This is a genomic window from Mycobacterium sp. TH-M103, assembly GCF_057473785.1.
The window spans coordinates 1-13121 of record NZ_JBYCLG010000258.1; the positions used below are offsets into that span (position 1 = coordinate 1).

13 protein-coding genes and 1 pseudogene are annotated in these 13121 nt (G+C 72.0%); 7 read left to right on the plus strand and 7 right to left on the minus strand.

Annotated features, from left to right (window positions below; all coding sequences use genetic code 11):
* From AC2VOR_RS14720 to eccE, 5 genes are all read left to right on the plus strand, one after another.
* The coding region (locus AC2VOR_RS14720; RefSeq protein WP_486964017.1) for a WXG100 family type VII secretion target at nt 1–289 on the plus strand (289 nt) is incomplete at its 5' end.
* Between the two features lie 20 nt (nt 290–309).
* Nucleotides 310–1170, plus strand: coding sequence for an ESX secretion-associated protein EspG (locus tag AC2VOR_RS14725; protein ID WP_369741006.1), 861 nt, complete (start codon nt 310–312; stop codon nt 1168–1170).
* 42 nt (nt 1171–1212) lie between these two features.
* Entirely contained in the window at nt 1213–2622 is a 1410-nt protein-coding gene (eccD, locus tag AC2VOR_RS14730; protein ID WP_369741005.1) for a type VII secretion integral membrane protein EccD, read from the plus strand.
* Nucleotides 2619–3992, plus strand: a complete 1374-nt coding sequence (gene mycP / locus AC2VOR_RS14735) for a type VII secretion-associated serine protease mycosin (RefSeq protein ID WP_369741004.1) — start codon at nt 2619–2621, stop codon at nt 3990–3992. The genes eccD and mycP overlap by 4 nt, the downstream gene beginning before the upstream one ends.
* Nucleotides 3989–4969 carry a type VII secretion protein EccE gene (gene eccE, locus AC2VOR_RS14740; RefSeq protein WP_369741003.1) on the plus strand — a complete coding sequence of 327 codons (981 nt, stop codon included), beginning with the start codon at nt 3989–3991 and terminating at the stop codon, nt 4967–4969. The genes mycP and eccE overlap by 4 nt, the downstream gene beginning before the upstream one ends.
* A gap of 5 nt (nt 4970–4974) precedes the next feature.
* Here the strand turns inward: eccE and AC2VOR_RS14745 are convergent, their stop codons facing one another.
* Entirely contained in the window at nt 4975–6483 is a 1509-nt protein-coding gene (locus tag AC2VOR_RS14745; protein WP_486964018.1) for an HNH endonuclease signature motif containing protein, read from the minus strand.
* A gap of 82 nt (nt 6484–6565) precedes the next feature.
* Complete coding sequence (locus tag AC2VOR_RS14750) at nt 6566–7777, minus strand: alpha/beta hydrolase family protein (protein ID WP_369741001.1); 1212 nt, start codon at nt 7775–7777, stop codon at nt 6566–6568.
* Nucleotides 7778–7874: 97 nt separating this feature from the next.
* On the opposite strand from AC2VOR_RS14750, the gene AC2VOR_RS14755 reads away from it, so the two are divergent.
* On the plus strand, nt 7875–8660 hold the full coding sequence (locus tag AC2VOR_RS14755) for a trans-aconitate 2-methyltransferase (protein WP_369741000.1): 786 nt from the start codon (nt 7875–7877) through the stop codon (nt 8658–8660).
* Here the strand turns inward: AC2VOR_RS14755 and stf0 are convergent.
* From stf0 to AC2VOR_RS14775, 4 genes and pseudogenes are all read right to left on the minus strand, one after another.
* Nucleotides 8649–9452 carry a trehalose 2-sulfotransferase gene (gene stf0, locus AC2VOR_RS14760; RefSeq protein ID WP_369740999.1) on the minus strand — a complete coding sequence of 268 codons (804 nt, stop codon included), beginning with the start codon at nt 9450–9452 and terminating at the stop codon, nt 8649–8651. The two genes, AC2VOR_RS14755 and stf0, sit on opposite strands and share 12 nt — an antisense overlap.
* 2 nt (nt 9453–9454) lie before the next feature.
* Nucleotides 9455–10765, minus strand: a pseudogene (locus tag AC2VOR_RS14765) (sulfatase family protein); the annotation flags it as partial.
* A gap of 64 nt (nt 10766–10829) precedes the next feature.
* Entirely contained in the window at nt 10830–11480 is a 651-nt protein-coding gene (gene bluB, locus AC2VOR_RS14770) for a 5,6-dimethylbenzimidazole synthase (RefSeq protein WP_369740998.1), read from the minus strand.
* On the minus strand, nt 11477–11959 hold the full coding sequence (locus AC2VOR_RS14775; protein ID WP_369740997.1) for a hypothetical protein: 483 nt from the start codon (nt 11957–11959) through the stop codon (nt 11477–11479). The genes bluB and AC2VOR_RS14775 overlap by 4 nt, the downstream gene beginning before the upstream one ends.
* A 113-nt stretch (nt 11960–12072) precedes the next feature.
* Here AC2VOR_RS14775 and AC2VOR_RS14780 point away from each other — a divergent pair, with 113 nt between their 5' ends.
* Nucleotides 12073–12738: a L,D-transpeptidase family protein gene (locus tag AC2VOR_RS14780; RefSeq protein ID WP_369740996.1), complete on the plus strand. Its 666-nt coding sequence runs from the start codon at nt 12073–12075 to the stop codon at nt 12736–12738.
* A 17-nt stretch (nt 12739–12755) separates the two neighbouring features.
* On the opposite strand, the gene AC2VOR_RS14785 is transcribed toward AC2VOR_RS14780, so the two are convergent.
* Nucleotides 12756–13121 (minus strand): nuclear transport factor 2 family protein (locus AC2VOR_RS14785; protein ID WP_486964019.1); only part of this gene is annotated, 366 nt, incomplete at its 5' end.

Genomic DNA, 13121 nt, shown 5'->3' on the forward strand with positions numbered 1-13121 from the left:
GTCACAGATCATGTACAACTACCCGGCGATGCTGGCGCACGCCGCGGACATGTCCGGCTACGCCGGAACGCTGCAGGGGCTGGGCGCCGACATCGCCAGCGAGCAGGCGGCGCTGTCCAGCGCCTGGCAGGGCGACACCGGCATGACCTATCAGGTGTGGCAGGCTCAGTGGAACCAGGCCATGGAGGACATGGTGCGGGCCTACCAGGCGATGGCCAGCACCCACGAGGGCAACACCCTGTCCATGTACGCCCGCGACGCGGCCGAAGCCGCCAAGTGGGGCGGTTAGGCACCGCGTCCACGACGTCGATGAACACAGCACCCAACGCCGTCGAGCTGACGGTCGACCAGGCGTGGTTCATCGCGGAAACCATCGGGGCGGGCAACTTCCCCTGGGTTCTGGCGATCACCACGCCCTATTGCGATGCCGCGCAGCGGGACGCGTTCTGCCGGAGTCGGAGCGACGAGCTGACCCGGATGGGCCTGGTGTCGGCCGAGGGTGTCGTCAACGCGGCGGTGGCCGACTGGATCAGGGTGGTGTGCTTCCCGGACCGGTGGCTGGACCTGCGCTTCGTCGGCCCGGGCCCGGGCGAGTTGCTGCGCGGCGTGGTGGCCAGGCGCCCGGGGGTCACCGGCAAGACCGTCGTGGCCCTGCGCAGCGCGCAGCTGATCACGTTGACCGCCATGGACATCGAGGACGCCCGGGCGCTGGTTCCCGTCCTCGGTGCCGGGCTGGCGCAGCGGCCGCCGGCCCAATTCGAGGAGTTCAGCCTGCCGGCGCGGGTCGGGGCGCGGGCCGACGAGCGGTTGCGCTCCGGTGTGCCGCTGCCGGAAGTCCTTGACTACCTGGGCATTCCGGATTCGGCGCGACCGGTGGTCGAATCGGTGTTCACCGGCCCGCGCAGCTACGTCGAGGTGGTCGCCGGCTGCCGCCGCGACGGGCGGCACGCGACCACCGAGGTCGGCATGAGCCTGGTCGACACCACCGCGGGGCGCGTACTGGTCAGCCCGTCCCGCGCGTTCGACGGCGAGTGGATCTCGACGTTTCGCCCGGGCACCCCATTCGCGACGGCCGTCGCCGTCGAGCAACTGACCGCCTTGTTGCCGGACGACCCGTGGTTCCCCGGTCAGCGGCTGGCCCGAGACTTTTCCGCAACGACACACAGATAGAGAAGAGAGCACGATGTCCCAGCAACCGTGGCGGGCCCGATGATGTCCGGCACCGTCATGCCGATCGTCCGCGTCGCCATCCTCGCGGACAGCAGGCTGACGGAGATGGCCCTGCCCGCCGAGCTGCCGCTGCGCGAAATCCTGCCCGCGGTACGGCGTTTGATGGTTCCGGCGAACTCCAACGGCCACGGCGACGACGGGGCGGCCGTCCAGCTGAGCCTGGCTCCCGTCGGCGGGGCGCCGTTCAGCCTGGACGCCAGCCTGGACACCGTCGGTGTCGTCGACGGTGATCTGCTTGCGCTGCAACCGGTTCCGTCCGGCCCGCCCGCGCCGGGCATCGTCGAGGACATCGCCGACGCCGCCATGATCTTCTCGGCCTCGCGGCTGCGGCCCTGGGGTGCCGCGCACATCCAGCGTGGCGCGCTGGCCGCGACGATCGTCGTGGCGCTGGTGGCCACCGCGTTGTCGGTCAGCTACCGGGCGGCCACCGGGGCGCTGGCCGGACTGGTCGGGGTCAGCGTGGTCGCGGCGCTGACCGCGGTGGCCGGATTGCTGGTCACCGCGCGTTCGCCCCGCACCGGCATCGCGCTCTCGATCACCGCCCTGGTACCCGTCGCGGCCGCCCTGGCGCTGGCGGTGCCCGGCCGGTTCGGGCCGGCGAACCTGGTGCTGGCCGCGGCCGGGGCCACAGCGTGGTCCCTGATCGCGCTGATGGTGCCCGGCGGGGAGCGCGAGCGCGTCGTCGGCCTGTTCACCGCGACGGCGGTACTAGGGGCCGGCGTACTGGTGGCCGCGGGCATCGAGATGTACTGGCGGCTACCGATGCTCACCCTCGGCTGCGGCCTGATCGTGGCGGCCCTGCTGGTGACCGTCGAGGCGGCCCCGCTCTCGGCGCTGTGGGCGCGCTTCCCGTTGCCGGTCATCCCGGCGCCCGGCGACCCCACGCCGTCGGCGCCGTCGCTGCGGGTGCTCGAGGACCTGCCGCGGCGGGTCCGGATCGGCGACGCCCACCAGAGCGGGTTCATCGCGGCCGCGGTGCTGCTCAGCGTGCTGGGCTCGGTGGCGATCGCGCTGCGGCCCGAGGCCGTGGGCGGCTGGGGCTGGTACGTGGTGGCCGCAACCGCGGCGGCGTCGGTGTTGCGCGCGCGGGTGTGGGACTCGGCGGCCTGCAAGGCCTGGCTGCTCGCCCAGCCCTATCTGGTCGCCGGCGTGCTGCTGGTGTGCTATACCGCGACGGGCCGCTGGGCTGCCGCACTGGGTGCGCTGCTGGTGCTCGTCGCGCTGATGTCGGCGTGGCTGGTGGTGGCGCTGAACCCGGGCATCGCCGCGCCGGAGAGCTATTCGCTGCCGCTGCGCCGGCTGCTGGGCTTCGTCGCGTCCGGCCTGGACGCGTCGCTCATCCCCGTCATGGCGTATCTGGTCGGGCTGTTCGCCCTGGTGCTCAATCGATGATGCGGGCCGGATCGGCCTGCCTGGCAGCGGCGTTCGCGGCTGTGCTGTGGGCATGCCCGCCGGCGTTCGCGATCGGCAAGCCCCAGCTCGATCCGGGGGTGCCGCCGCCCGCCGGCACGCCGGGGCCCGTGCAGCCGATGGAACAGCGCGGGCCGTGCAGCACCTCCGGGGTGATTCCCGGCAGCGATCCCGACGTGGTGTCGCCCAGCCAGGCGATGCTGAACCTGCCTGCGGCGTGGCAGTTCTCGCGCGGTGAGGGCCAGCTGGTCGCGGTGCTGGACACCGGGGTGCGGCCCGGTCCGCGGCTGCCCAACGTCGACCCCGGCGGCGACTTCGTGGAGACGACCGACGGCCTGACCGACTGCGACGGGCACGGCACCCTGGTCGCCGGGATCATCGCCGGCCAGCCCGGCCCGTCGGGTGCCGACGGCTTCTCCGGGGTCGCGCCCGCGGCGCGGGTGCTGGCGATCAGGACGACGTCGGCGAAGTTCTCGCCCCGCACCCCGGGCGGCGATCCGCTGCTGGCACGCGCCTCCCTCGACGTCGCGGCGATGGGCCGGGCGATCGTGCACGCCGCCGACCTCGGCGCCCGGGTGATCACCGTCTCGGCGATCGCCTGCCTGCCGGCCGACCGCCCCGTCGACCAGGCCGCCCTCGGCGCGGCGCTGCGCTACGCGGCGGTCGACAAGGACGCGGTGATCGTGGCCGCCGCGGGCGACGGGGCGCCCTGCGAGTCCAACCCGCTGACCGACCTGAGCCGTCCCGACGACCCGCGCAACTGGGCCGGCGTCAAATCGGTGTCCATCCCGTCGTGGTGGCAGCCCTACGTGCTGTCGGTGGCTGCCCTGACCCCCGAGAGCCGGCCGTCGAAGTTCACGATGGCCGGGCCGTGGGTGGGCATCGCGGCGCCCGGGGAAGACGTCGTGTCGGTGAGCAACGCCGACGGCGGTGGCCTGGCCGACGGGCTGCCCGGCAACCACCAGCAACTGGTCGCGCTCAGCGGCACCGGTTACGCCGCCGGCTACGTGGCCGGGGTCGCCGCGCTGGTGCGCAGCATGTACCCCCGGCTGACGGCCGCCGAGGTGGTGCACCGCCTCACCGCGACCGCGCACAACGGCGCCCGGGCGCCCTCCGACATCGTCGGGGCCGGCAGCGTCGACCCGGCGGCGGCCCTGACCTGGCAACTGCCCGCCGCCGGCCCGCCGGCCGCCCCGGCGAAACCGGTGGCCGTGCCGGCGGCGGCGGCGCCGGCCGACACCACGCCGCGGACCGTCGCGGTGGCCGGTACCGCCGCGCTGGCGGTGGCGGTCGCGGCCGTCGCAGCTTTCACCGCGATCGGCGCACGCCGACGGAAGGAGTTACCCAAGTGAGCCCGCTTCGCTCGATACCGGTTCCCGGTCCCGGCCGGGTGACACTGGCGCTGCTGTTCGTCGTGCCCGCGGCGATGGCCTACCCGTGGCGGTCCGAACGCGCCTACTGGCTGCTCGGCGCCGCCGCCGTCGCCGTGATCCTGCTGTTCGGCTGGTGGGGTGGGCTGCACTTCACCACGATCCTGCGGCGCCGGCTCGCCATCATGAGCCGCCGCAACCTCTACGTGCCGGGATCGGTGCCCGCGACCAAGGCGACCGCGCTGCTGCGGGTCGGCCCGCCGGCCGACGAGTCGCAGGTGCTGCCGCTGCCGCTGATCGCCCGGCACCTGGACTGCTACGGCATCCGGGCCGACGCGATACGGATCACCAGCCGCAGCAGCGCGGCCCGGGTGCAGGAGACCTGGATCGGGCTCACGGTGTCGGCCACCGACAACCTCGCGGCGCTGCGGGCCCGCTCGGCGCAAATCCCGTTGTCGGAGACCACCGGTGTCGCGGTGCGTCGACTGGCCGACCGCCTGCGCGAAATCGGTTGGGACGCCACCATGGTCGGGCCCGACGACGTCCCGCGCCTGCTGCCGGCCAACGCTCGCGAGACATGGCGCGGGTTGCAGCGGGGCGCATCGGATTACGTTGCGGTGTACCGGGTCTGCGTCGACGAGTCGTTGCCCGAGACCCTGGACGCGGTCCTGTCACATCCGGTGCGCGAGACGTGTACGGCGCTCGAGATCGCCGGTGACCGCACCGGGCGGACGTTCGCGGCCGCCTGCGCGTTCCTCACCGAGTCGCCGCCCGAGGCCGCCGCGCCGGTGGCCGGACTGACCCCGCAACGCGGCAACCACGGGCCCGCGCTGGCGGCGCTGGATCTGCTTTCCACCCAGCGCCTGGACGGGCACACCGCGGAGCCGGCCGGTCTGCTGGCACGGCTGGACTGGCCCACCCCGGGGGCCGGGGCGCACCGGGCGGCGATCGCGCACTGAGCCCGCTAAAACGGCGGGCGTTCGTTGCGCTCGGCGTCGATGCGGCGGGCGCGGTCCTGTTTTCGGGTCCGGCGGCGCGTGGGCATCATGATGCCGCGGTTCCCCGTGGGCCGTAATGTGGTTGTGGCAGCGGGCAATTCACCGGTGGGCAGGCTCAGGGCGGGAAACAGCAGTCGGCTGCCCGGGCGGGTGATGTACTCGTGCCCCGAGGGTGAGGTCCACACGATGACACCGTCGGGGTGCTGCCGATCGCGCCAGCCGGTCCAAAAAGTTTTGAGCAAATGATGTTTTCTGCAAAGACATTTGAGGTTGGAGGGGTGGGTCGGCCCGAGGGGGTAGGGAATGGTGTGGTCGATGTCGGCGAATTCGGCGGGCCGATCGCATCCGGGGAACCGGCAAGTCAGGTCGCGGCAGCGGATGAACCGCTGCAGCGCGGCCGACGGGCGGTAGCCCGGCTCGGGTGGGCTGTCGCCGGGGTGGCGCACCGGCCGCACCTTCGCGCCGCCGCGGACCAACTCGGCCAGCATCGAGGACGGCAGCACCGCGCCGCCGGCGATCAGCGCGGTGGGGGGCTTCGGGCCGGCCGGAACGTCGGGTTCGGGAGCGGGCGCCAGCGCCTCGGCCAGGGTGGTCTGCGCGGTGATCTTCGGGGCCGCCACTTCACCGGATAGGTGCGGGTCGGGTGGTGTGTCGAGCGCCGCCGCGTCGGCGAAAACGTGGACGACCACGGCGGTGGCCCGCGCGTCGGGCCCGGCGGCCGGGCACCGCTCGTTGCCGCAGTTGCACGCCAACCGTTGGGCCCCCGCGGCCAGGGCGCCCAGGGCGTCGGCGTGGCGCTGGGCGACGGTGCGCGGGTCGTCGTCGCACACGTCGTGGGCGAGCTGCGAGAGCCGCCGCTCGAGCACGGCCGCGTCGGTGGCGAACATCGCGCCCCAGAGGTTCGCGATGCCCGACTGGTCATCGGGAGGGGTGATGACCACGTCGCGGCCCCGGGCGGCGGCGCGGGTGCGCCGCAACGCCGCGGGGTCGTGCCGGTCGACGACGGCGTCGATGGCCTGGGCGGTCTTGGACACCGACAGCGGCCCGAACCGGGCCGCATCGGCGGCCAGGGTGGCATCGACCAACGCCAGGATCTCGGGGTCCTTGATCAGGTCGGTGTGCCAGACGATCGCCGAGGCCAGCCGGGCGCTGATCGCGCCGTCGGCGAACAGGGCTGCCACCTTTGGCAGGCGCTCGCGCAGCGCCATGCCCTGATACATCTGCCCCGACGCCATGGCGTGGCTGATGCCCTGGGCGGCGGCGACCTCGGCGGCGATCGCGTCCCAGTTGTCGCACGACCAGTGGGCGCGCGAGGTGTCGCCCCGGGCGTGGCGGGACACGAACTCGGCGACGGCGGCCAGCCGGCGCGCCGCGGCCACCGCCTCGGCACGCGCGGCGGCGCCGATCGCGGCCACGACCGCCGCGTCGCCGGCGTCACGCAACCCCGCCGCATCCAAGACCCCACTATCGCACATGCGTTCGAATCTAGCGGCGAGGTGTGACGGGTGATCCGGCCGCAGCCGAGACTGTGGACAAAGCCGGGACTGTGGATAGCAGCTAAAACATCAGGGGCCGCAGGAACCGCGTCATCCGGCGCAGATAGTCCAGCTGGCTCACGTGCATGATGTGGCTGCCCGGGAACCAGTGCAGCGCGCAGCGGTCCCAGTGCTCCCACAGCATGACGGCCTGGTCCGGTGGCGCCATCCGGTCGCCGAGGCCGGTGATGAGCATGCGCCGGTCCCTGGGCACCAGCGGCCGGTAGTTCAGCGGGCCGTGGTAGGCCAACCCCGCGGCCAGCTCGTCGCTGTCGATGCCCGACAGGCGTAGCCCCAGGCCGACGAGTTTGCTTGCCGGGAACCAGGTTTCGAACATCGTCGCCGGCGTGACGACCGGGCAGTTGGGGATCACGGCTTCGAGCCGGTCGTCGACCGAGGCCACCAGCGCGGAGGTGTACCCCCCCAGCGATATGCCGGTCAGCGCGATCCGGTCGACGCCGGTGTGGCGCAGATGGTCGAGGATGGAACGGAAGTCGTGCACCGCCTGGGCCATCGCCTCGGCGAAACCGGCGAGGCCCCTGGAGAAGTAGCCGAAACCGCTGAACGGCGACAACCGCCCGGCCCGTTTGCCGTGGAACGGCAGGGTGTACATCAGCACGTCGTAGCCGGACCGGTAGTACCACGGCAGCGAGAAGAAGCGCCCGTTGGCCAGGTACGACGAACCCATGAAGCCGTGGATCACGCACAGGGTGGGGCGCGGCCCGTCGTGATGGCGCCAATGCTGCGCGCGCACGATGTTGTTGGCGGTCAACGTGTTCCACTGCGCACGCAGGGCGGGGTTGACCGCGGTGAAGCTGCTGGGGAACGCGATGTCGTTGACGGTGCCGCCGGCGATCCACTCGGCGACCGGATGTGCCGGCTGCGACCGGACGCGGGGCACCTCGGGGGGCGCGGGGAACGACTTCGACGGGTCGCGTTCGGCGGCCAGGTCGGCATAGAAGCGCAGGTTGGCCCGCTCGTCGCGGGACTCGGCCCGGCGCGCCGCGGCGGCGAGCACCACCGGCGCCACGGTGGTGGCCAGCACGGACGCCACCCAGGTGCGCAGCGCGAGATCGCCTAGGGCCGACGCCTCGACCACCAGACGCTCGCGCGTCGACAGCGCCGAAAGGGGCGGCAACCCGTCGGCGCCGGCCGGCACGTCCGCGCCCTCGAAGGCGTCCGGATTGTCCGGGACGGGGAAGGGCGGATCGGCCGGATCCGTGTCGGACGTCACAAACGCCGATGGTATCCGCCTTACCGGGTACGCGCCGGAACGGCATACGGTAATACGGTCTGCCTGAAGGCGACGAGCGAAGATCAGGAGGACCGACATGTGGGATCCCGACGTCTATCTGGCCTTCGCCGACCACCGCGGTCGCCCGTTCTACGACCTGCTCACCCGGGTCGGACCGGAGCGCGCACGCCGTGTGGTCGACCTCGGTTGCGGCCCGGGGAATTTGACCGCCTACCTGGCCGAACGCTGGCCAACCGCGGTGATCGAGGCGATCGACAGCTCCGCGGAGATGGTCTCGGCCGCCCGTGAACGCGGCATCGATGCCACCGTCGGCGACGTGCGCGAGTGGAAGCCGCGGCCCGACACCGACGTGGTGGTCAGCAACGCCGCCCTGCACTGGGTGCCTGAGCACGCCGATCTGTTGGTCCGGTGGGCCACGGAACTGGCGCCGGGGTCCTGGATCGCCGTGCAGATGCCCGGCAACTTCGAGTCGCCCTCGCATTCGGTGGTGCGCACGCTGGCGCGCCGCGAGCCGTACGCAAAGCTGTTGCGCGACATACCGTTTCGTGTCGGTGCCGTGGTGCAGGCGCCGACGCACTACGCGAACCTGCTGCTGGACGCCGGCTGCACGGTCGACGTCTGGGAGACCACGTATCTGCACCAGCTCACCGGTGAGCACCCGGTGCTGGAATGGATCACCGGCACCGCGCTGGTCCCGGTGCGCGACCGGCTCAGCGCCGAGGACTGGGAGCGCTTCCGCCGGGAACTGATACCGCTGCTGGACGACGCCTATCCGGCCCGCGCCGACGGAATCACCATCTTCCCGTTCCGCCGGGTGTTCATCGTCGCCGAGGTCGGCGGCGCGCACCGCTCAGGTCGGTAGCCCGAGCCGGGGGGCCTCGTCGCGGTAGCGGTCGACCCACTCGTCGGATCGCTCGTCGGCCTGGCGTTCGGTCATCGGTTCGGGTGCACGCCGCCGATCCTGCCCCAGCGCCTCCAGGATGTCGCCGACGATGGACGTGAGGTTGCGCCACAGCACCGGGTACGCGATGTCCGTCGGCTCGATATTTTCCTCGGAAAACCAAGTGCGCCAACCGTTTTCCTGTTCGCGCAGGATTCCCACCACATGTGCGATGGCGCCGGCGTGGTAGGAGGCCCGCGCATCGCGCTCCGGGTCGGGGTGCCCCCGCCAGACCTGGGTCTGGGCGGCGCGCCAGAACGACACCGCCTGCGACACGACGTCGGGCCGGTGCACGTGCACGTACACCGGCTCGCTCCCGAGCAGGTCGCGGATCGCCGAGCGTAGGCAGCCCCCGGAGCGGTCCGGCAACAGCGCCGCCCGTGACAGCAACGTATCGGTCTGGTTCCACATCAGCTTGCCGCCCCACACGCCGTTGGGCGTGCGGCCGGACCTGCGGACGTGTTCGCGCCAGGCGACTGGCGGCGTGACGTCGGGGACGCCGGGGATCAGCGGATCGAGCAGGCGCAGGATCGAGTCGTCGTCGACCCCGGCGAACCACTCGCGCGGCTGCGGGGCCAGCCCGGTGGCCGGGAGGTACTGGAAGAACTCGTGCGGGTCGCCGGCGCATCCCGTCGCGCGCAGCGACTCCATCAGCAGGGTGCTGCCGCTGCGCTGGGTGGCCAGGATCAGGTAGGCGGATGCGGGCGTCGTCACGGGTACGCCCCGAGCTTGCGCATCATGATGCGACTCCCGGCGAAGTCGGAGGGGATCACGTCCCCGATCCGCTGACGCCAGTCGTTGAGGCGCAGCGCCAGTTCCGTCGCGATCTGGTCGGTGACGGTGTCGCCGAGGTCGCCGGCCAGCAGGTTGACGGACTCGATGGGGTCGCTGCGCAGGTCGTAGAATTCGCGCTCGGGGCGGGGGCCTGCGACCAGCGGCGCAACCGCCGCCCCCGACGGGCTTTCCGCGACGTCGAGCGGCAGGTCGACCAGGGGCCGGGACGCGTAGTTCTCGATGTAGCTGTGGTCCTTGGTGCGGATCGCACGGATCGGGTCGAACGAGTCGTGATAGGTCTTGCCGGTGAACACGTGGTCGCGGACCGGCGTGGCGGGCGGGTCGGGCGCGAGCAGGGCCGCCGCGTGGGACAGGCCGTCGACGTCGCCGGGGATCTCGAGCCCCAGCAGGCCCAGCAGCGTCGGCACCAGGTCAACACCGCTGAATAGTTCGTCGTAGACACGGGGACCCGCGGTGCGCCCGGCGGGCGGGCGCAGGATCATGGCGATGCCGGTTCCGGCGTCGTAGAGCGTCGATTTCGCGCGCGGCAGGGCCGGGCCGTGATCGGTGAAGAACACCACCCAGGTGCTCTCGTCCAGGCCTGCCGCGGCCAGGGCGTCCAGCAGCCGGCCGACCGCGGCGTCGGCCGCGGCGATCGCCCCGTAGAAGGCGGCGAGGTCGCCGCGGACCTCCGGGGTGTCGGGCAGGTAGGCCGGCGGCTCCACGGCGGCGGGGTCGGCCGGCCGGTAGCGGTCCGGCGGGTAGGGTCGGTGCGCCTCGAAGAAGCCGGCCGTGATCAGGAAGGGTTGGGCCGCATCACTTTTCGACGACTGACGCCGCAGCCATCGACCTGCCCGGTCCGCCACGTGGTCGCAGTACGAGTCGGATACGTCGAACTCGTCGAAGCCCAGCCGCTGCGGGTGCAAAGTCTCGTGCTGCATCCCGAAAAGTGCTGAGCACCAGCCGAATCCACCCAGTATCTGGGGCAGTGTGCGGACCCCGTCGCGGTACGCCCAGCCGTGGTGGGCCAGCCCGACGAGCCCGTTGGTCTGCGGGTAGCGGCCGGTGAACAACGACCCGCGCGACGGCGAGCACTGCGGCGCGGTGGCATGGGCCCGGGTGAACAGGATGCCCTCGGCGGCGAGCCGGTCCAGTCGCGGGCTGGACACGTCCGGGTGGCCGTAGGCGCCCAGCTGGCGGCCCACGTCGTGGCAATGCACGATCAGGATGTTGTCGTGCCGCCCGTCCGCCACGTGTCCGCCGCCCCTCCTGGTCGCCCTCCGTCGGCGACGATACCCGCTGCCGAAAGATGCCCGCTCAGAGCCGATCCCAGCGGTTCTCGCTGACGAACTCCGGCAGCGGCCGCGCAAACGCCCACCCGTCCAGTTCCAGCGCCGGCCGCTCCGGGAACTCGGGCACCGGGCCCAGGCACAGGATGGCCACCGGCTCGGCGCCGGCGGGCATCGCCAACAGGTCCGCCAGCCGCCGCGGATCGAACAGGGACACCCACCCCATGCCGAGGCCTTCGGACCGGGCGGCCAGCCACAGGTTCTGGATGGCGCAGGACACCGACGCGAGGTCCATCTGCGGCAGGGTCCGGCGCCCGAAGACGTGTCGTTCCCGGTCCTCGCACAGCGCCACGACGAACAGCTCGGCGCAGTGCAGAATGCCCTCGACCTTCAGCGCGAGGAACTCCTCACCCCGCTCGCCCAGGGCCGCGGCGGTCAGCGGGCGCTCCTCGTCGACGAGCGCGTGGATGCGGCGCCGCAGGGAATCGTCGGTGATGCGGACGAAGCGCCAGGGTTGCATCAGGCCGACGCTGGGCGCGGCGTGGGCGGCCTGCAGCAAACGGGCAAGCACGTCGTCCGGCACGACGCCGCCCGGGGTGAAGCGGCGCATGTCGCGCCGCTCGGAGATCACCCGGTACACGGCCCGCCGCTCGTCCGCGCTGAACGCCTGATCGCTCACGGGCTGTAGGTGACGCCGACGGCCCGGTAGATGTATTCGGCCGGCATGTCGAACGCCAGCGACCGCCGCGGCAGGCGGTTGAGCACGTCGTCCGGGATGGCGACCTTGTAGTGCAGCGACAGCTCGCCGCTGAACCTGTCGTCGACCGCACCGACGTCGAGGTCGACCTGCAGGCCGGTCGGGGAGATCTCGGCCCGGGCGGGGCCGGCCTGCGGCGCGTCCCAGCGCACGTCGACGGTCGGGCCGGCCAGCTTGGGCAGCATCGACACCGTGGCCAGCACCCGCTCGGCGGTGAACACCAGCGACCCCGAGTAGCTGGCGACGCTGTGCGGCAACCGCGCGCCGGGGATGGAGCCGCTGAACCGCCGGGTCACCGCGACGTAGTCGGCAAGGTAGACAAGGCCTTCCGCCTCGGCGCGGGCGTGCAGCTCGTCGGGCAGCTTGCCGATGCCGAACAACTTCCGGACAAACACCGCCATGACGCCAGTATGACCCGTGCGGACCGGAATCGACTCGCGGCGCCCGGATCACGCCGCCGTGACCCAACCGGGGCTAAAGCTTTACTTGACCCTGAGGTTTGGGCGGCCCGACGATGGGAAGCATGCGCCTGTTGGCTTTACTGTGCGCTGCGGCGTGCACGGTGTGCGGGTGGCTCTGGCTCGCCCCGATCGGCGGCGCGGCCGGCGCCCCCTGGTTCGCGAACGCGGTCGGCAATGCCGCCCAGGTGGTTTCGGTGGTGGGGACCGGCGGCTCGGCGGCGCAGATGGACATCTATCAGCGCACCACCGCCGGATGGCAGCCGCTGCGCACCGGGATCCCCACCCACGTCGGGTCGGCGGGCCTGGCGCCGCAGGCCCGCAGCGGGGTGCCGGCCACCCCGATGGGTGTCTACACCCTCGACTCCGCTTTCGGCACCGCGCCGAATCCCGGTGGGGGACTTCCGTATACGCAGGTCGTCGGGCCCAATTACTGGTGGAGCGGCGACGACCACAGCCCCACCTTCAACTCGATGCAGGTCTGCCCGAAGTCGCAGTGCCCGTTCAGCACCGCCGAGAGCGAGAACCTGAACATCCCGCAGTACAAGCACGCCGTCGTCATGGGCGTCAACAAGAACAAGACGCCCGGCGGCGGGGCGGCGTTCTTCTTCCACACCACCGACGGTCACCCCACCGAGGGGTGCGTGGCGATCGACGACGCGACCCTGGTGCAGGTCATCCGCTGGCTGCGGCCGGGCGCGGTGATCGCGATCGGCAAGTAGCGTCGCAGCCGCTGTGATCAGTCCAGGGCGCGGCCAGGGGTGAGCTTGAAGTCCAAGCCCGCCAACGACATCGTCGCCTCGTAGGTGCGCTCGTAGCCGGTGGCGCTGATCTTCCAGCCGTCCTCGGTGCGCCGGTAGGTGTCGTGGTAGAAGGCCGCACCGATCAGCATGAAGTTGAAGTCGGACACGATCACCCGGTCCTGCAGGTACCAGGTGGCCGACGCATCGTCGCCGGACACGGTGATCTCCGGGTGGGTCACCCGGTGTTCGGTGATCACCGCCGGCCCAAGGGATTTGCGCATGTAGTTGACCAGGTCGACGCGGTTGGTGAAGTGGTGCTCCTCGCCGACCGACGATCCGTAGTCGCCGACCACGTCGTCGGC

Bases quoted from the DNA above. Each gene is read 5' to 3' on its own strand.
- AC2VOR_RS14725 (WP_369741006.1), top strand. From the start codon at position 310: ATGAACACAGCACCCAACGCCGTCGAGCTGACGGTCGACCAGGCGTGG.
- eccD (WP_369741005.1), top strand. From the start codon at position 1,213: ATGTCCGGCACCGTCATGCCGATCGTCCGCGTCGCCATCCTCGCGGAC.
- mycP (WP_369741004.1), top strand. From the start codon at position 2,619: ATGATGCGGGCCGGATCGGCCTGCCTGGCAGCGGCGTTCGCGGCTGTG.
- AC2VOR_RS14745 (WP_486964018.1), bottom strand. From the start codon at position 6,483: ATGTGCGATAGTGGGGTCTTGGATGCGGCGGGGTTGCGTGACGCCGGC.
- AC2VOR_RS14755 (WP_369741000.1), top strand. From the start codon at position 7,875: ATGTGGGATCCCGACGTCTATCTGGCCTTCGCCGACCACCGCGGTCGC.
- AC2VOR_RS14775 (WP_369740997.1), bottom strand. From the start codon at position 11,959: ATGGCGGTGTTTGTCCGGAAGTTGTTCGGCATCGGCAAGCTGCCCGAC.
- AC2VOR_RS14780 (WP_369740996.1), top strand. From the start codon at position 12,073: ATGGGAAGCATGCGCCTGTTGGCTTTACTGTGCGCTGCGGCGTGCACG.